Origin of the sequence: Micromonospora sp. NPDC047644 (assembly GCF_040704315.1) — a bacterium.
In the GTDB taxonomy this organism is placed as follows: domain Bacteria; phylum Actinomycetota; class Actinomycetes; order Mycobacteriales; family Micromonosporaceae; genus Micromonospora.
In genome coordinates this window covers 278,236-301,492 of record NZ_JBEYSY010000007.1, presented here as the reverse complement: position 1 = coordinate 301,492, position 23,257 = coordinate 278,236, and the positions used below count along the sequence as shown (strand labels likewise).

Here is a 23,257-nt window from a genome sequence, read left to right as displayed (position 1 = left end):
CTCAGCCGGCGGCCGCGAGCCCGCCAACCGCGAGCCGGTACGCCGGCAGCACGTCGGTCCGTTCGGTGATCAGGCCCTCGTTGACCGCGAAGACCAGCGTCTGCCCCGCCGACTGAACGGCCAGCGCCCAGTTCCGCGCCGCCTCCTCCTCGACCAGCGGGTTGGTGGCGAGCCAGGTCATCTCGGTGGCGTCCAGGCCGCCGGCGCGGAGGTCGCGGAACTGCTGGCCGGTGACCGTCTCGCCGGCTCCGGTGGCGAAGCTCTCCAGCGCGGCGCGCGGAGCGGCGGTCGGCGTGTCCGTCGCCCAGATGCGCAGGAACCCGCCGCCGGCCGACCGGCCGTCCACCTCGCACCGCACGGTGGTGCCGCCGCGCTTGGTGAGCGCCTCGCCGACCAGCTCGGCCAGCTCACCCTTGGGCGGCTCGACAGCATTCGCCGTCCACCCGTCGGCCAGCGGAAACGTCACCGCTACCGGGCAGGGGGAGCCGGTGCCACCGGTCGTGCCGCCGGACGTCGCCGGGGTCGTCTCGTCGTACCAGGGCTCGCCCGTGGCCGGTGGGGCCGGGTCGCCGGCCGCGGGCCCGGCGGCGTCGTCGCCGCAGCCGGCCAGCAGGCCGAGGATGAGCGCCGCCGACACGGCTAGGCGAGTACGAGCGTCCATGGTGGTGATCCCCGTCAGTCGATCTTCAGTCGGCCCATCTAAGCCGCGCGGTCCCTCGACGTCAATCGGGGATCGAGTGCCCGCGACGAAAATTTGGTCGCCTCCCCGCCGGTCGATCTGACAGCCTCACCCCATGGGAGCGGCAGCAGGATTCCGTCACGTGCGACGGGCGGACGGCACTGTGGTGATCACTCACCACGGCCGGGTCGCCGGCACGCTGCGCGGTGCTCGGGCCGCCGAGTTCCTGGCCGAGGTCGACGACGACCCGCAGCTGGTGATGGCCCGCTGGACCGGCAACTACCGCCACGGCAACGAGCGCGCCGCGAAACAACACCCCCGCAACCGGGGCTGAAACGACGAAAGGGCCCCTCCTCTCGACGAGGAGGGGCCCTTTCGCGGGATCTCAGGGGCGGGCGAAAACCAGAGCGACGTTGTGGCCGCCGAAGCCGAACGCGTTGTTCAACGCGGCCGGGATCTCCATGTGGCGGGCCTTGTGCGCGGCGACGTCCAGGGTGAGGCCTGGCTCCGGGTCGTCGAGGTTGATCGTCGGAGGGACGACGCTGTCGCGGATCGCCAGGATGGTGGCGATCGACTCCAGCGCGCCGGCCGCACCGAGCAGGTGACCGGTCATCGACTTCGTCGCGGACAGCACCGGGTGGTCGCCGAGCGCCTTGTGCAACCCACCGATCTCCAACATGTCCCCGACCGGGGTCGAGGTCGCGTGCGCGTTGACGTGCACGATGTCCCGCTTCGCCACGTCCGCGTCGGCGATCGCCTTGGCGATGGCCCGGATCGCGCCCTCGCCCTCGGCGTGCGGCTGCACGATGTCGTACGCGTCGGAGGTGATGCCGGCGCCGGCGAGGCGGGCGTACACCCGGGCGCCCCGCGCCGCGGCGTGCTCGGCCCGCTCCAGCACCACGATGCCGGCGCCCTCGCCGAGGACGAAGCCGTCCCGGCCCCGGTCCCACGGGCGGGAGGCCCGCTCCGGGTCGTCGTTGCGGGTCGACATGGCCCGCATCGAGCTGAACCCGGCGATGGGCAGGGGGTGGATGACCGCCTCGGTGCCCCCGGCCACCACCACGTCGGCCCGGCCGGCACGGATGATGTCCAGACCGAGGGCGATCGCCTCGGCGCCGGTGGCGCACGCGCTGGCCACCGAGTGCACGCCGGCCTTCGCGCCCAGCTCCAGCCCGACCCAGGCGGCCGGACCGTTCGGCATCAGCATCGGGATGGTGTGCGGGGAGACCCGCCGTGGCCCGGATGCCTCCAGGATGTCGTCCTGGGCGAGCAGCGTGGTGGCACCGCCGATGCCGGAGCCGACGCTGACGGCCAGCCGCTCCCCGTCGAGGTCGGAGCCGGCGAGGCCGGCGTCCGCCCAGGCCTGCTGCGCCGCGATGATCGCGATCGCCTCGGAACGGTCCAGGCGGCGCAGGCGGACCCGGTCCAGCACCTCGGACGGCTCCACGGCCAGCTGGGCGGCGATCCGGACCGGCAGTTGCTCGGCCCACTCCTGGGTGAGGGCACTCACCCCGGAGCGGCCGGCGAGCATTGCGTCCCAGGTCGACGCGACGTCCCCGCCAAGCGGGGTCGTCGCGCCGAGCCCGGTGACGACGACGTCTGGACGACTCATGATCAGGACTGCGCCGCGATGTAGCTGACGGCGTCGCCGACGGTCTTGAGGTTCTGCACCTCGTTGTCCGGGATCTTGACGCCGAACTTCTCCTCGGCCGCGACCACGACCTCAACCATGGAGAGCGAGTCGACGTCGAGGTCGTCGGTGAAGGACTTCCCCTCGGCCACGTCGTCCGGGTTCACCCCGGCAACCTCTTCGAGGATCTCGGCGAGGCCGGTGGTGATCTCGTCACGGGTCATTGCGGTTGGTTCCTTTCATCGGGGTTCTTCGGCGGTCGGCGTCGCCGACCGCCAATCCTGGACGCGTACGCGCCCGAGGGGGTCATCAGGGGCAGCGGACGACCTGACCGGCGTAGGTCAGGCCACCGCCGAAGCCGAACAGCAGCACCGGTGCGCCCGAGGGCACCTCCCGGCGCTCGACCAGCTTGGACAGCGCCAGCGGCACGCTCGCCGCGGAGGTGTTGCCGGACTCGACGATGTCCTTGGCGATGATCGCGTCGGGAATGTTGAGCCGCTTGGCGATGCCGTCGATGATCCGGGCGTTGGCCTGGTGCGGCACAAACGCGGCCAGCTCCGACGGGTCGACCCCGGCCCGCTCGCAGGCCTGTAGCGCGAGCGGCGCGATGGCGGTGGTGGCCCAGCGGAACACCGCCTGCCCCTCCTGCTGGATGTACGGGCGCCAGCCCTCGATGCGGACGGCGTCGCTCTTGTCCGGCACCGAACCCCAGACGACCGGGCCGATCCCGGTCGGCTCGTCGTCGGCGGTGGCGGAGACCACCGCGGCACCGGCCCCGTCGGCGAAGATGATGCAGGTGGAGCGGTCGGTCCAGTCGGTGAAGTCGGACAGCTTCTCCGCGCCGATGACGATCGCGTTGCGCGACGCCCCGGCCCGGATGGCGTGGTCGACGGTGCCCAGCGCGTACGCGAAGCCCGAGCAGGCGGTGTTGAGGTCGAACGCGCCCGGCGCGGTGATGCCCAGCTTGCCGGCGACCCGGCATGCCACGTTGGGGCTGCGGTCGATGGAGGAGCAGGTGGCGACCACGACCAGGTCGATGTCGGCGGCGCTCAGGCCCGAGTTGGCCAGTGCCTTGCCGGCAGCCGCGGCGGCCATGTCGGCGACCGTCTCACTGTCGGCGATCCGCCGGCTGACGATGCCGACCCGGTCGCGGATCCACTCGTCGTTGGTGTCGACGAGCTGGGCGATGTCGTCGTTGGTCACGATCCGGGAGGGCTGGTAGTGCCCCATCGAGACGATGCGACTGCCAGTCATGAACGGCCTCCGATACGGGCGATCAGGTCCCGTGCGGCCGGCAGGTCGTCCGGGGTGTTGAGGGTGACGATCTCCGGGGCGCCGTCGCCCTTGAGTTCCCGCTTGACCAGGCCGGCGAGGGTGCCGGCCGGGGGTAGTTCGATCACGCCGGTGACCCCGAGGTCGGCCAGCGTGCGCATGCACAGGTCCCAGCGCACCGGTGCGGTGACCTGACGGACGAGGCGCTGCACCATGGCCGCGCCGTCGTCGACAGCGGTGCCGTCGAGGTTCGACAGCAGGGTGCGGGCCGGGTCGGCGGGGGTGATTCCGGCGGCCTCCGCGGCGAGCGCGGTCTCCGCCGGAGCCATGTACGGGGTGTGGAAGGCACCGGCCACCTGGAGTCGGATGATCCGGGTCCGGGCGGGCGGCGCGGCGGCGAGCTTGTCGAGCCCGTCCAAGGCGCCCGCGGCGACGATCTGCCCGGCGCCGTTGCGGTTGGCCGGGTAGAGCCCGTTCGCCTCGATCGCGGCGATCACCTCGTCGGGATCACCACCGAGCACCGCCGCCATTCCGGTCGGCTCCAGCGCACAGGCGGCGGCCATCTCCCGGCCGCGAACGCCGGCCAGGGTGATCGCGGCATCGGCCGACAGCACACCGGCCAGGGCGGCGGCACCCAGCTCGCCGACGCTGTGGCCGGCGGTGACGGCGACGCCGTCCAGCGGCAGGTGCTCGGCCGCCAGCAACGCCGCGGCGACCAGCAACGGCTGGGTGCGGGCGGTGTCCTTGATCTCGTCGGCGTCGGCGTTGGTGCCCAGGTGCAGCAGGTCCACCCCGGCCAACGCCGACCAGTCGCGCAGTCGCGCCTCAGTGCCGGTCAGGTCGAGCCAGGGGGTCAGGAAGCCGGGTTTCTGAGAACCCTGGCCGGGACTAAGTACGGCGAGCACGTCTATGACTCTCCCGGATAATGGCGGGTAACGCGGTGCCGCCTTCCACCAAACCACACTAGGACCTTTGGTGGTTTCCTACAAAGATCGGCGGGGATCATCCTCGGTTTGGGACGATTTCCGGGTAGCCGGGGTCATTGTCTGAGTCGGGACCGGCGAGACCAGCGGGGCGACCGGGTCCAACCGACCCACGGTCAGCGCCACCTGAAGGGCGAACGCGTCGCGCGGCGACAGTGGCGAGAACCCGGTCACCTCGGCGATCCGGCGCAACCGGTAACGCACAGTGTTCGGGTGCACGAACAGTGCCCGGGCCGCGCTCTCCAAGGTGCCACCGGCGGCCAGGAAGGCGTCCAGGGTGGCCAGCAGCTCCCCACCGGCGCGCACCAGCGTCGCGTACACATCGTGACGCAGCCGTCGACGGGCCTCGGTGTCGCCGGCGAGGGCCCGCTCCGGCAGCAGGTCCGCGGCCGGCACCGGTCGGGGCGCGCTCGGCCAGGCCGGTGCGGCCCGAAAGCCGGACAGCGCGGCCCGCGCCGACTCGGTCGCCTCGTCCAGGCTCGGCACGGCGGGACCGACCACCACCGGGCCGTCCCCGAACGCGCTCAGCAGCTTCGCGGTGGCGGTCAGCGGGTCGGGTGCGCCGCCCAGCACGATCACCAGCCGGTCGCCGTGGACGCCGCCGATCACCTCCACGCCGATCCGGCGGGCCTGCCGGTAGACCACGTGCAGCACCGCGGAGACCTCGCCCCCCGGCGACCGACCGACCGCCACCGCCACCGGCGGCGCGTCCGCCCAGCCGAGCGCGGCGGCCCGGCTGGCCAGGACGTCCGGCGAGTCACCGCGCAACAGCGCGTCGACCAGCAGCGCCTGCAACCGGGCGTCCCAGGCGCCGCGCGACTCGGCGGCCCGCGCGTACACCCGGGCGGCGGAGAACGCGATCTCCCGGGAGAAGCGCAGCACCGCCTCGCGGAGCTGCTGCTCCTCACCCTCGGCGGCCAGGTGCGACACCTGCTCCTCGACCACGTCGATCGTCACCTTGATCAACGCCACGGTCTGTTGAAGGGTGATCGAGCGGGCCAGCGCCTGCGGGGCGGCGGCGAAGACCTCGTCCGAGACCTCCTGGGTGCTGTCCGCCGTGCCGCCACCCTCGCGCAGCCACTGCACCAGCGACCTCGCGCCCGCCTGCGCCACCAGCATCACCCAGGAACGCTGGTCGGCCGGAAGCGCCCGGAACCAGGGCAGCGTCTCGTCCATCCGGGCCACGCTGGAGGTGGCCAACGCCCCCGCCGATCGTTCGATCCGGCGCAGCGTGGCCGACAGCTCCCCACCGCCCGGCGTGCTCACCGCCCTAGCCTGACACGTCGTGAGCAGGCCAACCACGCCGGCACCGGTCCGTCACGTGCCCAGCGGGCCCGTCTCACGACCGCGGGGGAGCGGGCAGGCCCACCTCCTGGGCCAGGATGGCGGCCTGCACCCGGCTGCGGAGGTCCAGCTTCGCCAGGATCCTGCTCACATGGGTCTTCGTGGTGCTCTCCGCCAGCACCAGTCGATCGGCGATCTGCTGGTTGGACAGGCCCAACCCGAGGCAGGCCAGCACGTCACGCTCACGCGGGGTGAGGGTGGCCAGCGCGGCCCGCGCGTCCGCCGACGCACCCGGCGCGGTGGCCGCGAAGGCGGTGATCAACCGACGGGTCACAGTGGGCGCGATGAAGCCGTCGCCCCGGGCCACCGTCCGCACCGCGCTCACCAGGCCGGCGGCGTCGGTGTCCTTGAGCAGGAACCCGGCCGCCCCGGCCCGCAACGCCCCGAAGACGTACTCGTCCAGGTCGAAGGTGGTGAGCACCAGCACGTCGGCCAGCCCGTCGCTGACGATCGCCCGGGTCGCGGAGATCCCGTCCCGGTGCGGCATCCGCACGTCCAGCACCGCCACGTCGGGGCGCAACTCCCGGCACAGGCGCACCGCGGCGTTGCCGTCGGCCGCCTCGCCGACCACCTCGAGCCCCGCTGAGCTGTTCAGAATCAGGGCCAGTCCGGCCCGTACCGCCGGCTGGTCGTCGGCGAGCACCACCCGTACCGTCGCCGGGCCCGTGTCGTCCGACGGCCGCGCCGGCCCGGTCACCCGCCCTCCCCGGTGGGCAGGGCCGCCCGCACCTGCCAACGGCCGTCGCACGGCCCGGCGGTGAACCGGCCGGCCAGCAACGTGGCCCGCTCCCGCATGCCGATCAGCCCGGCCCCGGCGCCCGGCAGCCCGGCCCCGCCCCGACGCACCGGGTTCTCCACAATCAGCACCACCTCGGCCGGCCGGTACGCGATCGTCAGCTCCGCCTCACCCGTACCGTGCTTGAGCGCGTTCGTCAGCGACTCCTGCACGATCCGGTACGCGGCCAGGTCCACCCCCACCGGCAACGCGCCCGGCGTGCCGTCGGTCCGGACCCGCACCGCGAGGCCGGCAGCCCGGACCCGCTCGACCAGCTCGTCCGCCTCGGCCAGTCGCGCGGTGACCACCTCCGGCGCGGCCGGGTCGGCGCTGGTCCCGGGCTCGCGCAGCACCTCGATCATCTGACGCATCTCGGCGAGGCCCTGCACGCTGCTCTCCCGGATCACCCGCAGGGCCGACTCCACCTGACCGCGATCCAACCCGGGGACGGAGAGCACCGCGGTGGCGTGGATGGCCACCGCGCTGAGGTGGTTCGCGACCACGTCGTGCAGCTCCCGGGCCATCCGGGCCCGTTCCGCGCTGACCGCCTGCCGGCGGTCCAACTCGACCAGCCGGGCGGTCTGCTCGGCCCGCGCCCGCTCGGCGGCGGCCTGATCGCGGTACTGCCGCACGCTGATGCCGGTCAGGACCGGCAGCAGGCCGACGAGCACCACCAGCACGCCGATCGCGACCCCGCTCCACTCGTCGGTGAGGATCACGCCGACGACCGCACCGACCACGCTCAACCCGATGGTCGCCCGCAGCAGCCACCGCCACAGCCGCGGCGGGCCGTAGACACAGGCGTCGTAGAGGACCTGCGTGTAGATCAGGATCGCGCCCAGCGAGCCCCCGAGCGCGATGTCCACCACCACTGCCACGGTGCCGACGGCGAGGCTGGCACGCGGGGCGACGAGGCGCAGGCCCACTGCGACGCACATCGCCAGCAGCGACGGCAGGAACAGGACCGGGGGCACGTCCGGGTGCGGCCGGATCTGCGGTTGCCAGCCCAGGGTCCACAGCACCAGCCCACCGGCCAGCGACGCCCCGGCCAGCGCCAGGTCCCGGCCGCGGGTGCCGGAGCCGAGCCACGGTGGCGGACGCATCCCCCGATCCCACCACAACCGCACCGGGTCGGACTCCGACCGGGGGAGGAGACCGCCGCCTGCGACATGCGCCGAAAGGGGTACGCGGGCCGCGCCTCGTCACGCCCTCTGCGTCATCGGCCGGGCCGAGGGCGGGGCGCAGGCGCTCGCTCATCACGGCGTGACACTGCGGGCGCTCTTCGCCCGCACCGACCTGGAGGCTCACCGTGCCCGCCGACCGCCGGTCCGCCGCGGCGCCGAACCCCACGGTGAACGACACGGAAAGAGGCTGTGAACTGCGTAACCGGCTCCCGCGCTCACCGGCGTCTTCGGGGACCGGCCGGTCCGGACCCCGGGTACGCTGCGCGCGGCCCGTCGGTCCCGGCCAGTACGGTGACAGGGCACCTCGGGGAGCATTCGAGGGTGAGGCGAGCGTGAGGAGACCGGGAATGGCGCACGGGGAGGCCGAGCACGGCTGCGCCCAGGGCGAGCCCTGCCGGCCGGGGCACCACGACCCGCAGGCGGCTGGCAAGCCCCGCCGGCAGGTCGGCGGGGTGCCATCGCACCCGGAGCCGCTGCCGGGGCGCATCGACGACGAGCTTGTGCTGCCGCGCCAGCGCTCAGCCGAGCCCGACACGGACGTTCCCGCTGGTTGCCTCAGTGAACTTTCCGGCTGGGCCGGCGCACACCGGCACGGCGCGGTCCGGCCTCGTCCACGAGCCACCCGCCGGGAGCGCCCACCGCGCCGCTGGTGCTGAACACCGCGTTCGGGTGCCCGGTCGGCCGACGTGCCCGCTGACCAGCGAGTGCGTCGGACCGTCGCGTGTTGCGGGCCAGGGGGCGTGACCTCGGCGCTTGCGCCTGCTCAGCGGGTGCGCCTGCTCAGCGGGTGCGCCTGCTCAGCGGGTGCGCCTGCGGATCAGCAGGGCGATCCCGGCGAGGCCGACGGTGATGGTCAGCATCACGCCGACGTTGAGCAGCAGCAGGCGCTGCAGGTCGCCGAGCGCCTCGTCGAGATCCTTCGCCGGGTCGAGCGTGTCCTCCGGCAGGACGCGCTCGCCGCCTCCCGCGCCGCCACTGACCGTGTCGAACTGCCGCTCCAGCGGCACACCGGCGGTGCGCAGGGTCTCGGACATGCTGAGCCGACCCAGGAACCAGCCGGCGCTGGTCTTACGGCCGTCCGGCTGCTTCGCCGGCCGGAAGACGCGAGGGCCGCCGATCGCCTTGGGATAGAGGTCATAGGTCTGCTTCGGCGTCTCGCCGGCGAGCACCACGACGGTGTATTTCGGACCGAGGTTGGCTGCCTTCGGACCGGTCGGCATGCCGGTGCGCGCGAGGAAGTTGACCTGGTCGATGACCGCGCCCACGAGGGCGGGATCGTTCTCCGCGCGCAACCGCAGCGGTGCGGACAGCCCCGTGCCGGTGATGTCCACTCCGGCGGGTGCTGGCTTCGGCGCAGCAGTGGCCGAGCCGGCGGTGCCGAGCGACAGCAGTGCCACCGCCAGCGTGCCCGCCAACACGGCGGCCAACCGCCTCATGTGTCGGAGCATCCCGCCTCCTCGCCCCGTTCGATGGATGGCTTCGTGGTGACGTCCGGACCGATCTGCCGGCGCGGCATCGACCGGGATGGTCGCGTCCACTCCTACAGACTCCGTAGAACGTCGATGAGTTGCAGCCTTTGGAACAGTAATTGGAACTATCTGCGATCTCTGCTCGACTAATGAGGAGCCGTTTGATCAGCGGGCGGATCGTACCCTTACGGAGGGGTTCATGGGGGGCAGGGTTACACGTACGGTGCGGGTCATGCCAGTGGTGCTCGGCGTGGCGTTCGGTGTGTCGTTTCTGGTGCCGGCGACTCCGGCCGCCGCCCACAACCAGCTGACCGGCAGCAACCCGCGCGACGGCGCCCGAGTGGCGTCGGCACCCGCCCGGGTCGAGCTGCGGTTCCTCGCCAAGCCGTCGCCGACTACGACGAAGATCACAATAACCGGACCGGACAATGTGGTCGCTGGCGGGACTCCCGCCTTCGACGGCAGTCGGGTGCGGGTGCCGTTCAAGCCGGCCGCGGCCGGGCTCTACATCGTGGGCTACCAGCTCGCGTCGTCCGATGGGCACCCGGTGAAGGGCGAGGTGCGGTTCACCCTCACCACCGGCACCGCCGCAGACCCGTCCGCTACACCGTCGGCCCCCGCCGGCCCGGTTGGCACGCCCTCGGCTGGTGCGTCGGCCGATGCGTCGGCTGTCGGCGTACCCCCCGGCGCTTCGCCGTCGGTCACGCCCGGCAGCTCGACGGTGCCGGCCGCGTCGGAGCAGTCCGACTCCGGCGGTCGCTGGTGGGTCTGGGCTCTCGGCGGCCTGCTGCTGCTCGCCGCACTCGCCGCCGGCCTGCTGTTCCGCCGCCGCCGAAGCGCGTGACCGTCAGCTGAAGCCCGGTCGGTCCGAATCCGACCGGGCATCAGCAGCCCCAAGCCCCGGCCCTGCCTCGGCCCTGCCCCTGACCGCGATCTTGCACTTTCTGTCCCGACAGATGGGGCATCCCCCTCATATCGACAACCGAAACTGCAAGATCGACGCGCGGGAGGGGCGCGGGAGGGGCGCGGAAGGGGCGCGGAAGGGGGCGCGGGAGGGGCGTGGGGTGGGTGCGGGGGTTAGGGCAGGCGTAGGCGGGCGGCGCGGATTCTGGTTAGGGTACGGTCGCGGCCGAGCACCTCCAGCGACTCGAACAGCGGCAGACCCACGGTGCGGCCGGTGACGGCGACCCGGACCGGCGCCTGCGTCTTGCCGAGCTTGAGACCCCGCTCGGCGCCGACCGCCTCCAGCGTCGACTTCAACGACTCGGCGTCCCAGGACTCCAGCGCCTCGAACGCCGCGACGGCGTCGTCCAGCAGCTCGGCCGAGCCGTCCTTCATCGTCTTGGTCCAGGCGGCCTCGTCGATCAGCGGTGAGGCCAGGAAGAGGAAGTCGACGTTCGGCACGATCTCGCTGAGCACCGCGATCCGCGTCTGGGCCAGCGGCGCCACGGCGGCGAACGCGTCGGCGTCGAACTCCTCCGGCTGCCACGGCGGTGGGGCGATGGTGCCGGTGCCGGTCAGCCAGGGCTGGCAGGCGTCGATGAACTCGGTCACCGGCAGCGCGCGAATGTACTCGCCGTTGAACGCGCGCAGCTTCTTCTCGTCGAAGAACGCCGAGGAGAGGTTGACCTCGTCCAGCCGGAACTCGTCCTCGATGACCGACCAGGGAACGATCTCCCGGTCGCCGGAGGGGGCCCAGCCGAGCAGCATCAGGTAGTTGCGCATCGCGCCGGCCAGGTAACCCTCGTCGCGGTACGCCTCCAGGGCGACCTTGTCCCGGCGCTTGGAGAGCTTCTGCCGCTTCTCGTTGACCACCACCGGCACGTGTGCCCAGATCGGCGGCTTGACCCCGAGGGCCTCCCAGAGCAACTGCTGCTTCGGGGTGTTGGGCAGGTGCTCCTCGGCCCGGATCACGTGGGTGATCCCCATCGTCATGTCGTCGACGACGTTGGCCAGCAGGAAGACCGGCGAGCCGTCGCCCCGGGCGATGACGAAGTCCTCGATGAGCTTGTTCTCGAACGTGGGCTCACCCCGGATCAGGTCGACCACCACTGTCGCGCCCTCGTCGGGCGTACGGAAGCGCAGGGCGTGCCCGGGGCCGGGCCCGAGGTTGCGGTCGCGGTGGTAGCCGTCGTAGCCCTGGTACTGCGAGCCGGTGCGGGCCTGCACGTCCTCGCGGGTGCAGTCGCAGTAGTAGGCGCGGCCCGACTCGTACAGGCGCTCGGCGGCGGCCCGGTGCTCGCCCGCGTTCGCGGACTGGAAGTACGGGCCCTCGTAGCTGCCCCGGGAGATCCCGATCCAGTCCAGCGCGGAGAGGATGCCCTCGGTCCACTCGGGCTTGTTGCGCGCCGCGTCGGTGTCCTCGATACGCAGCACGAAGACGCCGCCCTGCTGCTTGGCGTAGATCCAGTTCTGCAGCGCCGAGCGGGCGCCGCCGACGTGGAACATACCGGTCGGGGAGGGGGCGAAGCGCACACGTACTGTCACGTCCCCCAGCCTACGGCGGCCCGCGACTGCATTCCGCCACCGCCCCCCAGCGGGCTCAGGGGACCGAGCGGATCTTGACGACCAACGCGCTGCCGAGCAGGGTGACCACGGCGGTGACCGCGTAGAGCGTGGGGTAGCCGCCCAGGTACACCACGAGCGGGGCGGAGAGCGCCGGGCCGAGCACCTGCGGCGCCGAGTTGGCGATGTTGATGACACCCAGGTCCTTGGCCCGGTCGGTGGCCCGGGGCAGCACCTGGGTGATCAACGCGGCGTCCACCGAGAGGTAGACCCCGTAGCCGGCGCCGAGCAGCAGCGCCGCGACGATCGCCATCGGCCACACCGGCGCGACCGCGAGCAGCAGCGCCGCCACCGCCATGATCAGCCCGGAGACGATCACGTAGATCTTGCGGCGGCCGGAACGGTCGGAGAGCCGGCCGGCGACCACGGCGGTCAGCATCATCCCGAGCGTGTAGAGCAGGATCAGCACCAGCAGGCCGCCCTCGGGGTCGGGGTGGCGAACCCCGTCGCTGAGGAAGTACAGCAGGTAGAGGGTGCCCAGGGCGTTGCCCAACTGGACCAGGAACCGGGTGATCCAGGCCCAGGCGAAATCCGGGTGCCGGCGGGGGCTGATCCACATCGAGGCCAGCAGCGCCCGCGTCCGGATCGCCGGCCGATGGGTACGCGGCAGCGGTTCGTCGGGCGTGAGCAGCGCGAACGGCAGCGACAGCAGCAGGACGGCCACGGCGATGGCCAGGTAGCCGGCGGCGTTGCCGGTGACCACGGCGGTGACCAGCACCGCGCCGAGCACCAACCCGAGCGCCTGCGGGATGCCGACCCACCCCGAGACGCCGCCGCGCTGGCGCACCGGGACCCGGTCGGGGATGGCGGCGGTGAGGCTGGCCAGCATCGCGTTGAAGCAGACCTGCGCGGCCACCCAGCCGAGGGCGACGCCGAGGATGGTCCGTTGCTGGGCCAGCAGCACCAGGGCCGCCGCGCCGAGCACGGCCCCGCCCGCCGTCCAGACGTGCCGACGGCCGAGTTCGCGGCCGGCGACGCGCAGGCAGGTCCGGTCGGAGAACGCGCCCGCGAGAGGGTTGGCCAGCACCGCGGCCAGCGCGCCGAGGCCGGTGACCACGGCCAGCATGTTCTCCTTGTCGCCGGGCGCGATCTGCTCGATCTGCTGCGGCAGCAGCACCTGGATGGGCGTGAAGAACGCCATCCACACGCCGAGGTTGGCCGCGAAGATCAAGCCGATCCAGCTCCGCCGCACCGGCACCGTCGGCTCGGCCAGCGCCGCCGGCAGCGACGCCGGCGTCGGGTCGAGGGTGGTCACCGCGCGGACCCCGGCCGGCTGGCCGCGATCACGTTCCGCAACCAGGTGTACGACGACTTCGGCGTACGGGTCTGGGTGGGGTAGTCGACGTGCACCAGCCCGAAGCGCTTGGTGAACCCCTCGGCCCACTCCCAGTTGTCCAGCAGCGACCAGACGAAGTACCCGCGGACGTCCACCCCGTCGTCGATGGCGGCCCGGACCGCCCGCAGGTGCCCGTCGAGGTACGCGATCCGCTCCGGGTCGGCCACCTGCCCGTCGGCGTCGGGCTCGTCGTCGTACGCGCAGCCGCTCTCGGTGATCTCGATGGGCGGCAGCGCGTCGCCGTAGGTGTGGCGGAGCCAGCCGAGCAGTTCGCGTAGCCCGTCGGGGTCGACCGGCCAGTCGAAGGCGGTACGGGGGTAGCCGTCCAGTGGCACGAGGTCGAACGGCAGGGGTGAACCCTCCTCGGCTGCCCGTACCCCGGTGGGGTTGTAGTAGTTGACCCCGAGCACGTCGATCGGCGTCGCGATCGTGTCGAGGTCGCCGGGGTGGATGACGCTCGGGTCGAAGCCGGGCAGCTCCGGGTAGCCGCGGCCGAGCAGCGGGTCGGTGAAGAGCCGGTTGTGCAGCGCCTCGTACGCGGCCCCGGCGGCCCGGTCGGCGTCGCGGTCGCCGAGCACCCGCACCGGCGAGTAGTTGTTGGCGATCGCCACCGGGCTGGCGCTGTGGGACCGCAGCGCGGCGACCGCGAGCCCGTGCCCGAGCAGTTGGTGGTGGGCGACCGGAAAGGCGTCGAACAGCAGCATCTGGCCGGGCGCGTGCACACCCATGCCGTAGCCGAGGCTCATGTGGATGAACGGCTCGTTGAGGGTGATCCAGAGCCGGATCCGGTCGCCGAGGCGGGCGGCGGTCCTGCCGGCGTACTCGGCGAAGCGGGCGGCGGTGTCCCGGTGCATCCAGCCGCCGGCGTCTTCGAGGGGCTGCGGCAGGTCCCAGTGGTAGAGGGTGGCCACCGGGTCGACTCCGGCGGCCAGCAACTCGTCCACCAGGCGGTCGTAGAAGTCCAGGCCGGCCGGGTTGGCCGGGCCGGCGCCGGTGGGCTGGATCCGGGGCCAGGCGATGGAGAACCGGTACGCGGAGACGCCCAGCCTCGTCAGTAGCGCCACGTCCTCGGTGTGTCGGTGGTAGTGGTCGCAGGCCACCTCGCCGCTGCTGCCGTCGCTGATCCGCCCGGGGGAGCGCGCGAAGGTGTCCCAGATGGACGGACCCCGTCCGTCGGCGGTGGTGGCGCCCTCGATCTGGTGGGCCGATGTGGAGACGCCCCAGCGGAAGCCGGTGGGGAACTGGGGCATCGGTGCGGTCGACATGCGCCCTCCCGGTCAACGTGAAACGTGTTCGGGACTTTAAAGCGCTCTCGATGAATGCGCCATAGGCCGCCCTGGCGTAATCCGCAATGGTTGATCGGCGTGTCTTTTTCCGAACCCGTCCGGGTAAGTCCGATTTAGCGCATAGAGTGCCGATATCGTGGGATGTCCTCACCGGAGGAAAGACGGAAATGATCCTCGTGGAACGCAGTGCGCACGTGGCGGCGCCAATTGAAGTGGTCTGGGATGTCGTGCAGCGGGCCGAGCAGTTGCCGGCCTGGCTGGCCGGGGTCCGAGCGGCCGAAGTGCTCTCGGGAGAGGGCTTCGGGCGGCGACAGCTCGTCCAGGCAGGGCGCGGCTCGGCGCATGAGGCCGAGGTGATCGCCTACCAGGAGCCGACGCTGATCGGCTGGCGGGAACGGGCCAAGGGTGCTGGATCTCGGGCGGAGGCGCGCACCGAGATCTACGTCCAGCTCACCGGAGACGAGGAGGAGGGCGGGACCATCGTGCGCCTCATCGTGGTCCGCTGGCCGGCCGGCCCGGTCAAGGCGGCCATGCTCCGCCTCGGACTGCGTCGGGTCGGTGCCGACCTGGAGGACTCGCTGGCCCGGCTCACCGACCTGGCCGCCGTCGGCTGACGAGCGCCCATCCTCCCGGCGTCACCCGCGACGGCGGTGGTCCGGATCCCCACCAGGGCCCCCGGACCACCGCCGCCCCGCCCCCGCTCCGTCGATCATGGACTTGTGGTGCCTGGTTCGAGGTGAAGTGGCCGATTCGTCCCCCACCACAACTGCATGATCGACCACGTCGGGGGGTGGGTCGGAACAGCAGAGGGGCCCGGCGCGGATGCGCCGGGCCCCTCTGCTGTTCTGCTGGTTCTTAGCTGTCGCCGCCGGTCTCGCCGACCGGGGCGGCGTTGACGTCGTCGATCGCGTACTTCTTGGCGGCCTCGGCCGGCACCGCGGCCGGCACCGCGCCGCTGCGGGCGAGCTGCCGCAGCGTGGCTACCACGATCGACTCCGCGTCGACGTGGAAGTGCCGGCGCAGCGCGTGCCGGGTGTCCGACATGCCGAACCCGTCGGTGCCGAGCGACGTGTAGTCGCCGGGTACCCAGCGGGCGATCAGATCCGGTACCGCACGCATGAAGTCGCTGACCGCGACCTTCGGCCCGTCCGCCTCGGCCAGCTTCTGCTGGATGTACGGAACCTTCGCCTCGGCGCCCGGGTTGAGCAGGTTGTACTCCTCGGTCTCCACCGCGTCGCGGCGCAGCTCGGTCCACGAGGTCACCGACCAGACGTCGGCGCCCACCCCCCAGTCCTGGGCGAGCAGCTGCTGAGCCTTGAGCGCCCACTGCATCCCGGTGCCCGACGCCAGCAGGTTGGCCTTCGGGCCGTCGACCTGAGGTGCCGGCGCGTAGCGGTAGATGCCCTTGAGCAGGCCCTCCACGTCCACGTTGGCTGGCTCGGCCGGCTGCAGCGTCGGCTCGTTGTAGACCGTCAGGTAGTAGAAGACGTTCTCCTGGGCCTCCCCGTACATCCGGTGCAGACCCTGCTCCAGGATGTGCGCGATCTCGTACGCGAACGCCGGGTCGTACGCCACCACCGCCGGGTTCGTGGCGGCGATCAGCAGCGAGTGCCCGTCCTCGTGCTGAAGGCCCTCACCGTTGAGCGTGGTCCGACCCGCCGTGGCACCGAGCAGGAAGCCCCGGGCCATCTGGTCGGCCGCTGCCCACAGCCCGTCGGCGGTCCGCTGGAACCCGAACATCGAGTAGAAGATGTACATCGGGATCATCGGCTCGTCGTGCGTGGCGTACGCCGAGCCGGCCGCGGTGAACGAGGCCACCGAACCGGCCTCGTTGATCCCCTCGTGCAGGATCTGCCCGGAGGTCGACTCCTTGTACGACAGGAACAGCTCGCGGTCGACCGAGGTGTAGCGCTGGCCGTGCGGCGAGTAGATCTTCGCGGTCGGGAAGATCGAGTCGAGACCGAAGGTGCGGGCCTCGTCCGGGATGATCGGCACCCAACGCTTGCCGAACTCCTTGTCCTTCATCACGTCCTTGAGCAGACGGACGAAGGCCTGCGTGGTGGCCACCTTCTGCTTGCCCGAGCCGCGCTTGATGTCGGCGAACCGCTCCGGGCCCGGGATGGCCAGCCGCTTCGTGCTGGTCCGCCGGGACGGCAGGTACCCGCCGAGCTGCTCGCGCCGCTCCTTCAGGTACGCCATCTCGTCGGACTTCTCGCCCGGGTGGAAGTACGGCGGCAGGTAGGGGTTGTCCTCCAGCGCCGAGTCCGGGATGTCCAGGTAGAGCCGGTCGCGGAAGGTCTTCAAGTCCTCCAGCGTCAGCTTCTTCATCTGGTGGGTCGCGTTGCGGCCCTCGAAGTGCGAGCCGAGGGTCCAGCCCTTGATCGTCTTCGCCAGGATGACGGTGGGCTGACCGGTGTGCTCGGTGGCCGCCTTGTAGGCCGCGTAGAGCTTGCGGTAGTCGTGCCCACCCCGCTTGAGGTTCCAGATCTCGTCGTCGCTGAGCGGCTCGACCATCTTGCGGGTCCGTGCGTCACGGCCGAAGAAGTGCTCCCGCACGTACGCGCCGGACTCCGCCTTGTAGGTCTGGTAGTCGCCGTCGGTCGTGGTGTTCATCAGGTTGACCAACGCGCCGTCGGTGTCCGCGGCCAGCAGCGGGTCCCACTCACGACCCCAGACGACCTTGATCACGTTCCAGCCGGCACCCCGGAAGAACGCCTCCAGCTCCTGCATGACCTTGCCGTTGCCCCGGACCGGGCCGTCCAGCCGCTGCAGGTTGCAGTTGATCACGAAGGTGAGGTTGTCCAGCTCCTCGCGGGCGGCGACGCCGATGGCGCCGAGCGTCTCCGGCTCGTCCATCTCGCCGTCGCCGAGGAACGCCCAGACATGTTGCTGGGAGGTGTCCTTGATGCCGCGGTGCTGCAGGTACCGGTTGAACCGGGCCTGGTAGATCGCGTTCAGACCGCCGAGACCCATCGAGACGGTGGGGAACTCCCAGAAGTCCTGCATCAGCCGGGGGTGCGGGTACGAGGGCAGCCCACCACCGGGGTGCGACAGCTCCTGGCGGAACCCGTCGAGCTGGTGCTCGCTGAGCCGCCCCTCCAGGAACGCTCGCGCGTACATGCCGGGGGAGGCGTGGCCCTGGTAGAAGATCTGGTCGCCACCGCCCGGGTGGTTCTTGCCCCGGAAGAAGTGGTTGAAGCCCACCTCGTAGAGCGACGCCGAGCTGGCGAAGGTGGAGATGTGCCCGCCGACGCCGATCTCCGGGCGCTGAGCCCGGTGCACCAGCATGGCGGCGTTCCACCGGACGTAAGCCCGGATCCTCCGCTCGACGTGCTCGTCACCCGGGAACCAGGGCTCGCGCTCCGACGGGATGGTGTTGATGTAATCGGTGGTGGTCAGGGGCGGAACCCCGACCTGGCGCTCACGGGCCCGCTCCAGCAGGCGCAGCATGACGTAGCGGGCGCGTTTGGCGCCGCGTTCGTCGATGACACCGTCAAGCGACTCGACCCATTCGCTTGTCTCTTCAGGGTCGATGTCCGGAAGCTGGCTCGGTAGGCCGTCGCTGATCACCGGGCGCTTGCGTTCCGTAGCCACAGGCGTTCCCTCGGTTGTGTGTGGGATAGGTCTCTAGCGCCATCCTGCCCCCTGGTGGCACCCCTCGTCACGTCTAGGTGCCCCGGACGCGATGCTGAACACAGGTACTCGCCGGTAACTTAGCGCTACGACGCGGCGAAACCTGAGCGGTTTGACCGCCCGTCCTACCGTTGCCGCCATGAACGGACGCCGTGTCGCGGTCGCCGCGAGCATGATCGTTTTCGGGGTGGTTGGCCTGGTCATCGGCGCGGTCGCCCTCGCCTCCGGCAACCTGCCGATGGTCGGACTGGTGGCCCTCGGCGCCCTGGTGGCCGTGCTCGGCGCGGGCCTGCTGCGCGACGCGAGCCGAGCGGCCCGTCCGAGCGGCCAGGCCAGCGGCCGTCGCCGTCGTCCGGACCCGGGTGGCGGTGGGTACGGCTACCACCCGATGCCCGCCGGGGACGCCGGGAGCGGGAACGTCGGCCGCCAGCGGGACGGCGACCACGACCGCTCCGACGACACGCAGCCGGCCGGCGGCAGCGGCGACTCCGGGGGAGGCTGGTCCGGCTGGGGCTGGTCCAGCGGTGACTCCGGCGGTGGCTGGTCCGGCAGTGACTCCGGTGGTGGCTGGTCCGGTGGCGGCGACTCCGGCGGCGGTGGCGGCAGCTCCTGAGCTCACCCTGCGGCAGAATGCGACGTATGCGCAGCGACGTGATCACTGTCCAGACCGGGTCCCGGCCGACCGTGCGGGACATCACCGCAGAGGCCCAGCAGTTCGTCTCGGGCGAGGGCGATGGCCTGCTGCACGTCTTCGTGCCGCACGCCACCGCCGGCCTGGCGATCATCGAGACCGGGTCCGGGTCCGACGACGACCTGCTCAGCGCCATCGACGACCTGCTCCCCACCGAGGACCGCTGGCGGCACCGACACGGCTCGCCCGGCCACGGCCGTGACCACGTGCTGCCGGCGTTCGTCCCGCCGTATGCCACGCTGCCGGTGCTCGGCGGTCGACTGGCGCTCGGCACCTGGCAGTCGATCTGCCTCGTCGACACCAACGGCGACAACCCGACCCGCCAAGTCCGCTTCTCCTTCCTCCCCGCCTAACCCCACCCCCCAACGCCCACCCCCACACCCCACCCCCACGCCCCACCCCCAACCTCGTCGATCTTGCACTTCCTGTCCCGATATAAGGGGCATCCCACTCATAAAGGCAACCGAAATTGCAAGATCGGCGCAGAGGGGGCGCGGAGGGCGCGCGGAGGGGGCGCAGAGGGGGCGCAGAGGGGGCGCGGGCGCAGGGAGGGGTGCAGGGAGGGGTGCAGGGAGGGCGCGCGGGGGTGGGTTGGCGGGGGTGCTTTGTACTATGTGGTCGTGACGGGGCAGGGGGGTTCCGTGGTGGGCGGGCCGGCGGATCGGGCTGGTCTCGCCGGTGACGTGCTGCGCCGGATGGCCCACGTGAGCGACGCACTACGACACCGGCAGGGCAGCGCGTTCGCCGAGGTGGGGCTCACACCGGCGGCGGCCCGGGCGCTGCGGGAGCTGGACCCTGATCATCCACTGCCGGCCCGGGATCTCGCCGGTCAGTTGGGTTGTGACCGGTCGAACGTGACGGTGCTGGTCGACAAGCTGGAGCAGGCCGGGCTGGTCGAGCGGCGCACCGACCCGGCGGATCGGCGGCAGAAGACGCTGCTGGTGACCGAGGAGGGCCGCGTCGTACGGGCCCGGGTGATCGAGGTGATGTCCGACTCCCGACTCCTGTCCGGGCTGAGTGACGGGGAGCTGCGTACCCTTCGTGACCTGGTCTGGAAGGTGTCCGACGGCGGCTTTGCGGAGCCCTGCGGGCCACAGTGAGCGTGACCCTTCCGGCCGTGTCCCACTGGGCGAGCGGAGCTTTCGTCGGTAATGCTGTCCGACGTGACCACCCCGCAAGATCTCGACGACCGGTTCCGGGAGACGCTGGCGGCGCTGCCGGCCGCCGAGCGGCGGCGTGACCCCGCCGACCCGGTCACCGACGACGCCCCGCTGACCGGCGGGCAGGTGCTGGACCTGTTCGACGCGCAGGTGACCAGCCGGCAGCTCGACCTGGCCGGCCGCTGGTTGCGCAGCTTCGGGGAGGGTTTCTACACGATCGGCTCCGCCGGGCACGAGGGCAACGCCGCGGTCGCCGCCGCGCTGCGCCCCACCGATCCGGCGCTGCTGCACTACCGCTCGGGTGCCTTCTACTGCCTCCGGGCCGCCCAGGCCGCCGCCGACCCGGCCCTGGCTCCGGCGGACCCCACCCGGGCCGCCGTGGACCCCTCCGAGGCCACTACGGACCCCTCCCAGGCCGCCGCTGACCAGGCGCCGGCCGCTGGCCTGGGCCGAACCGTCGACTCCGACCAGGCCCCGGCCGGCGGCCTGGGCCGAACCGTCGACTCCGAGCGGTCCGCCCCGGCGGAAACCGTCGACTCCAGACCGTCAACCGGCACTCAGCCGACCGTCGACGACGTACCGACCCGTGACCCCGACGCCGAGCCGCGGCTGTCCGGATCGGAGCCGGCCGGGACCGGACAGGCCCCGGCCGCCAACGGGTTCGCGGCGTACGCCGACGCGGCCCGGGACGTGCTGCGCGGGATGGTCGCGTCCGGCCTCGAACCGGTCGCCGGGGGACGGCACAAGGTGTTCGGGCGAGCCGACCTGGCCGTCGTGCCGACCACCTCGACCATCGCCTCGCACCTGCCCCGCGCGGTCGGGATGGGACTGGCAGTGGAGCGGCTGCGCCGGCTGGACAGCGCCGGGCGGCGTACCGGAGCCGGGATGCGGGTCGGCAGCGGCGCGGGCGCCACGCACGCCCCCTGGCCACCGGACGCCATCGTGGTCTGCTCCTTCGGCGACGCCTCGGTCAACCACGCCAGCGCCACCGCCGCCTTCAACACCGCCGGGTGGTACGACCACGCGGGGCTGCGGATTCCCGTGCTCTTCGTCTGCGAGGACAACGGGCTGGGCATCAGCGTCCGGTCGCCGGAGGGCTGGGTCGAGGCGACCCTGCGGGCCAAGCCGGGCATCCGCTACTTCAGCGCGGACGGAGCCGACCCGGTGCGGACGTACGAGGTGGCGGCGGAGGCCGCGGCCTGGGTACGCCGCAACCGGCGGCCGGCCGTGCTGCACCTGCGCACAGTCCGGCTGATGGGGCACGCCGGGGCGGACGCGGAGTCGGCGTACCGGGGCCCGGCCGAGCTGGCCGCGGACCTGGACCGGGATCCGGTGGCCGCCACCGCGCGGCTGCTGGTCGACGCCGGGGTGGCGACCGGCGAGGAGCTGCTGGCCCGGTACGACGAGACCGGCTGGCAGGTACGCCGGCTGGCCGAGGAGGTGCTGGGCGAGCCGAAGCTGGCCTCCGCGGCCGACGTGGTGTCGGCGCTGGCCCCACGTCGTCCGGTGCGGGTGGCGCGGGCGGTGGCCGACGCCGCGGCGCGCGCCAGTGGGCCGCAGGCGGGCGCCCGCGCGGAGGCGTTCGGCGGCAAGCCGCCGGAGCTGGCCGGACCGATGACCCTGGCGCAGAGCATCAACGCGGCACTCGCCGACGGGATGCTCGACCACCCGCAGATGGCGATCTTCGGTGAGGACGTGGCCGCCAAGGGCGGCGTGTACGGGGTGACGAAGGGGCTGCGCGACCGGTTCGGGGCGGCCCGGGTCTTCGACACCCTGCTCGACGAGACGTCGGTGCTCGGGCTGGGCCTCGGTGCCGGGCTGGCCGGGATGCTGCCGGTGCCGGAGATCCAGTACCTGGCGTACCTGCACAACGCCGAGGACCAGTTGCGCGGTGAGGCGGCCACCATGCGGTTCTTCTCCCAGGGGGCGTTCCGTAACCCGATGGTGGTGCGGGTGGCGGGTCTGGCGTACCAGGAGGGGTTCGGCGGGCACTTCCACAACGACAACTCGGTGGCCGTACTCCGGGATGTGCCCGGTCTGGTGGTCGCGGTGCCGGCGCGGCCGGACGATGCCGCGCCCATGCTGCGGACCTGTCTGGCGAGCGCGGCGGTGGACGGCAGCGTCTGCGTGTTCCTGGAGCCGATCGCGCTCTACCACACCCGCGATCTGTACGCGGAAGGTGACGGTGAGTGGTTGGCCGGCTATCCGGAGCCGGGCGAATGGGTGGCCGGGCACGTGCCGATCGGGCGGGCCCGGGTCTATCAGGTCGGCTCGGCCGACGACCTCACCATCATCACTTTCGGTAACGGGGTGCGGATGTCGCTGCGGGCCGCGGCCGTCCTCGCCGAGGAGGGGGTGGGCACCCGGGTGGTGGATCTGCGCTGGCTGGCTCCGCTGCCGGTGGCCGACATCATCCGGGAGTCCTCGGCGACCGGCCGGGTGCTGGTGGTGGACGAGACGCGCCGCTCCGGCGGGGTCGGCGAGGGCGTGATCGCCGCGCTGGTCGACGCCGGATATGTCGGAGCCGCGCGTCGAGTAGCGGGAGTTGACTCGTTTGTACCATTAGGTCCGGCAGCACGTCACGTACTGGTCTCCGCTGACGCCATTACCGACGGTGCCCGTACGCTGCTGGCACGGTAAATTCCGTTCCACCCGGTGCGCCACTTGCGCGCAGCCCAACAACTGTGTGGACTTTGCCTGACGGCGTCGCACCGACGCCGCGAGCAGGGACGAGATGAGGAGGCACGCGACAGTGAGCGCGACCGCTGGTCAGGCCGCCGACGGGGTACGCAGCCTGGCGGACCGGTTCGGGATCGAACCGGGGATGGTCGTCATGGAGATGGGGTACGACGACGACGTCGACCAGGATCTCCGAGACGCCCTGACCGACCGCTGTGGAGATCTGGTCGACGAGGACACCGACGAGGTGGTCGACGCGGTGCTGGTCTGGTACCGGGACGGCGACGGTGACCTTTTCGAGCTGCTCGTCGATGCCCTCGGCCCGCTGGCCGACAACGGCGTCGTGTGGCTGCTCACCCCGAAGGCGGGGCGTGAGGGGCACGTCGAGCCGAGCGAGGTCGCGGAGTCCGCGCCCACCGCCGGCCTCCAGCAGACCTCGACCGTCAACGCCGGCCGGGACTGGAGCGGCGCGCGTCTGGTGCTGCGTCGAGGTGCCAAGGCCAAGAAGTAGCCAGCGCCGCTTCGCTCGCCCGACGGTCCGCCCACCGTCGGGTGGCCGGCTGGTGCCGTC

The 23,257-nt window shown here is 72.1% G+C and carries 21 protein-coding genes and 1 pseudogene; 9 read left to right on the top strand and 13 right to left on the bottom strand.

What is annotated here, in order from left to right:
* Position 1: 1 nt before the first annotated feature.
* Entirely contained in the window at positions 2–661 is a 660-nt protein-coding gene (locus AB0877_RS14220) for a lipoprotein (RefSeq protein WP_366608961.1), read from the bottom strand.
* 160 nt (positions 662–821) lie between these two features.
* Between AB0877_RS14220 and AB0877_RS14215 the strand changes: the two genes are divergently transcribed.
* Positions 822–1,013, top strand: a complete 192-nt coding sequence (locus AB0877_RS14215; RefSeq protein WP_366608960.1) for a hypothetical protein — start codon at positions 822–824, stop codon at positions 1,011–1,013.
* Between the two features lie 51 nt (positions 1,014–1,064).
* On the opposite strand, the gene fabF is transcribed toward AB0877_RS14215, so the two are convergent.
* From fabF to AB0877_RS14180, 7 genes and pseudogenes are all read right to left on the bottom strand, one after another.
* The gene (gene fabF, locus AB0877_RS14210; protein ID WP_366608959.1) at positions 1,065–2,291 is read right to left on the bottom strand and encodes a beta-ketoacyl-ACP synthase II; all 1,227 of its coding nucleotides are present in this window, start codon (positions 2,289–2,291) and stop codon (positions 1,065–1,067) included.
* A gap of 2 nt (positions 2,292–2,293) precedes the next feature.
* Complete coding sequence (locus tag AB0877_RS14205) at positions 2,294–2,533, bottom strand: acyl carrier protein (protein ID WP_030330276.1); 240 nt, start codon at positions 2,531–2,533, stop codon at positions 2,294–2,296.
* Positions 2,534–2,618: 85 nt separating this feature from the next.
* A complete protein-coding gene (locus AB0877_RS14200; protein ID WP_366608958.1) occupies positions 2,619–3,563 on the bottom strand; it encodes a beta-ketoacyl-ACP synthase III in 945 nt (314 codons plus the stop codon).
* A gap of 14 nt (positions 3,564–3,577) precedes the next feature.
* Positions 3,578–4,486: pseudogene (locus AB0877_RS14195) on the bottom strand (ACP S-malonyltransferase); the annotation flags it as partial.
* Between the two features lie 78 nt (positions 4,487–4,564).
* The gene (locus tag AB0877_RS14190) at positions 4,565–5,866 is read right to left on the bottom strand and encodes a helix-turn-helix domain-containing protein (RefSeq protein WP_366608957.1); all 1,302 of its coding nucleotides are present in this window, start codon (positions 5,864–5,866) and stop codon (positions 4,565–4,567) included.
* Positions 5,867–5,903: 37 nt separating this feature from the next.
* Positions 5,904–6,605 (bottom strand): response regulator transcription factor, encoded by a 702-nt coding sequence (locus AB0877_RS14185; protein WP_366608956.1) that lies wholly within the window; start codon positions 6,603–6,605, stop codon positions 5,904–5,906.
* A complete protein-coding gene (locus AB0877_RS14180) occupies positions 6,602–7,786 on the bottom strand; it encodes a histidine kinase (RefSeq protein WP_366608955.1) in 1,185 nt (394 codons plus the stop codon). Before AB0877_RS14180 ends, AB0877_RS14185 begins: the two co-directional genes overlap by 4 nt.
* A 428-nt stretch (positions 7,787–8,214) precedes the next feature.
* Here AB0877_RS14180 and AB0877_RS14175 point away from each other — a divergent pair, with 428 nt between their 5' ends.
* A complete protein-coding gene (locus AB0877_RS14175) occupies positions 8,215–8,523 on the top strand; it encodes a hypothetical protein (protein ID WP_366608954.1) in 309 nt (102 codons plus the stop codon).
* A 141-nt stretch (positions 8,524–8,664) separates the two neighbouring features.
* Here the strand turns inward: AB0877_RS14175 and AB0877_RS14170 are convergent, their stop codons facing one another.
* On the bottom strand, positions 8,665–9,315 hold the full coding sequence (locus AB0877_RS14170) for a hypothetical protein (RefSeq protein ID WP_366608953.1): 651 nt from the start codon (positions 9,313–9,315) through the stop codon (positions 8,665–8,667).
* A gap of 253 nt (positions 9,316–9,568) precedes the next feature.
* Between AB0877_RS14170 and AB0877_RS14165 the strand changes: the two genes are divergently transcribed.
* Positions 9,569–10,180, top strand: a complete 612-nt coding sequence (locus AB0877_RS14165) for a copper resistance protein CopC (protein WP_366608952.1) — start codon at positions 9,569–9,571, stop codon at positions 10,178–10,180.
* 233 nt (positions 10,181–10,413) lie between these two features.
* Here AB0877_RS14165 and gltX read toward each other — a convergent pair whose 3' ends face one another.
* Genes gltX through AB0877_RS14150 form a run of 3 tightly spaced genes read right to left on the bottom strand, consistent with a single transcriptional unit; the run spans position 10,414 to position 14,502 of the window.
* Complete coding sequence (gltX, locus tag AB0877_RS14160) at positions 10,414–11,823, bottom strand: glutamate--tRNA ligase (RefSeq protein WP_366608951.1); 1,410 nt, start codon at positions 11,821–11,823, stop codon at positions 10,414–10,416.
* Positions 11,824–11,878: 55 nt separating this feature from the next.
* Positions 11,879–13,156, bottom strand: a complete 1,278-nt coding sequence (locus AB0877_RS14155) for an MFS transporter (RefSeq protein ID WP_366608950.1) — start codon at positions 13,154–13,156, stop codon at positions 11,879–11,881.
* Positions 13,153–14,502: a GH1 family beta-glucosidase gene (locus AB0877_RS14150; RefSeq protein WP_366608949.1), complete on the bottom strand. Its 1,350-nt coding sequence runs from the start codon at positions 14,500–14,502 to the stop codon at positions 13,153–13,155. Before AB0877_RS14150 ends, AB0877_RS14155 begins: the two co-directional genes overlap by 4 nt.
* A 188-nt stretch (positions 14,503–14,690) precedes the next feature.
* On the opposite strand from AB0877_RS14150, the gene AB0877_RS14145 reads away from it, so the two are divergent.
* Positions 14,691–15,137, top strand: coding sequence for an SRPBCC domain-containing protein (locus AB0877_RS14145; RefSeq protein WP_210783445.1), 447 nt, complete (start codon positions 14,691–14,693; stop codon positions 15,135–15,137).
* Between the two features lie 241 nt (positions 15,138–15,378).
* Here AB0877_RS14145 and aceE read toward each other — a convergent pair whose 3' ends face one another.
* The gene (gene aceE, locus AB0877_RS14140) at positions 15,379–18,117 is read right to left on the bottom strand and encodes a pyruvate dehydrogenase (acetyl-transferring), homodimeric type (protein ID WP_366608948.1); all 2,739 of its coding nucleotides are present in this window, start codon (positions 18,115–18,117) and stop codon (positions 15,379–15,381) included.
* Between the two features lie 178 nt (positions 18,118–18,295).
* Here aceE and AB0877_RS14135 point away from each other — a divergent pair, with 178 nt between their 5' ends.
* From AB0877_RS14135 to AB0877_RS14115, 5 genes are all read left to right on the top strand, one after another.
* Positions 18,296–18,769, top strand: a complete 474-nt coding sequence (locus AB0877_RS14135; protein WP_366608947.1) for a hypothetical protein — start codon at positions 18,296–18,298, stop codon at positions 18,767–18,769.
* Positions 18,770–18,795: 26 nt separating this feature from the next.
* Positions 18,796–19,200, top strand: coding sequence for a YjbQ family protein (locus tag AB0877_RS14130; RefSeq protein WP_366608946.1), 405 nt, complete (start codon positions 18,796–18,798; stop codon positions 19,198–19,200).
* A gap of 342 nt (positions 19,201–19,542) precedes the next feature.
* Positions 19,543–19,947, top strand: a complete 405-nt coding sequence (locus AB0877_RS14125; protein ID WP_366609041.1) for a MarR family winged helix-turn-helix transcriptional regulator — start codon at positions 19,543–19,545, stop codon at positions 19,945–19,947.
* A 51-nt stretch (positions 19,948–19,998) separates the two neighbouring features.
* The gene (locus AB0877_RS14120; protein ID WP_366608945.1) at positions 19,999–22,647 is read left to right on the top strand and encodes a thiamine pyrophosphate-dependent enzyme; all 2,649 of its coding nucleotides are present in this window, start codon (positions 19,999–20,001) and stop codon (positions 22,645–22,647) included.
* Positions 22,648–22,759: 112 nt separating this feature from the next.
* Positions 22,760–23,197 carry a DUF3052 domain-containing protein gene (locus AB0877_RS14115; RefSeq protein ID WP_030330240.1) on the top strand — a complete coding sequence of 146 codons (438 nt, stop codon included), beginning with the start codon at positions 22,760–22,762 and terminating at the stop codon, positions 23,195–23,197.
* Positions 23,198–23,257: the final 60 nt, after the last annotated feature.

What these genes read in the sequence shown, in the direction of transcription:
- AB0877_RS14220 (WP_366608961.1), bottom strand. Translation starts at nt 661, where the DNA reads ATGGACGCTCGTACTCGCCTAGCCGTGTCGGCGGCGCTCATCCTCGGC.
- fabF (WP_366608959.1), bottom strand. Translation starts at nt 2,291, where the DNA reads ATGAGTCGTCCAGACGTCGTCGTCACCGGGCTCGGCGCGACGACCCCG.
- AB0877_RS14205 (WP_030330276.1), bottom strand. Translation starts at nt 2,533, where the DNA reads ATGACCCGTGACGAGATCACCACCGGCCTCGCCGAGATCCTCGAAGAG.
- AB0877_RS14200 (WP_366608958.1), bottom strand. Translation starts at nt 3,563, where the DNA reads ATGACTGGCAGTCGCATCGTCTCGATGGGGCACTACCAGCCCTCCCGG.
- AB0877_RS14180 (WP_366608955.1), bottom strand. Translation starts at nt 7,786, where the DNA reads ATGCGTCCGCCACCGTGGCTCGGCTCCGGCACCCGCGGCCGGGACCTG.
- AB0877_RS14175 (WP_366608954.1), top strand. Translation starts at nt 8,215, where the DNA reads ATGGCGCACGGGGAGGCCGAGCACGGCTGCGCCCAGGGCGAGCCCTGC.
- AB0877_RS14170 (WP_366608953.1), bottom strand. Translation starts at nt 9,315, where the DNA reads ATGCTCCGACACATGAGGCGGTTGGCCGCCGTGTTGGCGGGCACGCTG.
- AB0877_RS14165 (WP_366608952.1), top strand. Translation starts at nt 9,569, where the DNA reads ATGCCAGTGGTGCTCGGCGTGGCGTTCGGTGTGTCGTTTCTGGTGCCG.
- AB0877_RS14150 (WP_366608949.1), bottom strand. Translation starts at nt 14,502, where the DNA reads ATGTCGACCGCACCGATGCCCCAGTTCCCCACCGGCTTCCGCTGGGGC.
- AB0877_RS14145 (WP_210783445.1), top strand. Translation starts at nt 14,691, where the DNA reads ATGATCCTCGTGGAACGCAGTGCGCACGTGGCGGCGCCAATTGAAGTG.
- AB0877_RS14135 (WP_366608947.1), top strand. Translation starts at nt 18,296, where the DNA reads ATGAACGGACGCCGTGTCGCGGTCGCCGCGAGCATGATCGTTTTCGGG.
- AB0877_RS14130 (WP_366608946.1), top strand. Translation starts at nt 18,796, where the DNA reads ATGCGCAGCGACGTGATCACTGTCCAGACCGGGTCCCGGCCGACCGTG.
- AB0877_RS14125 (WP_366609041.1), top strand. Translation starts at nt 19,543, where the DNA reads ATGGCCCACGTGAGCGACGCACTACGACACCGGCAGGGCAGCGCGTTC.
- AB0877_RS14120 (WP_366608945.1), top strand. Translation starts at nt 19,999, where the DNA reads ATGCTGTCCGACGTGACCACCCCGCAAGATCTCGACGACCGGTTCCGG.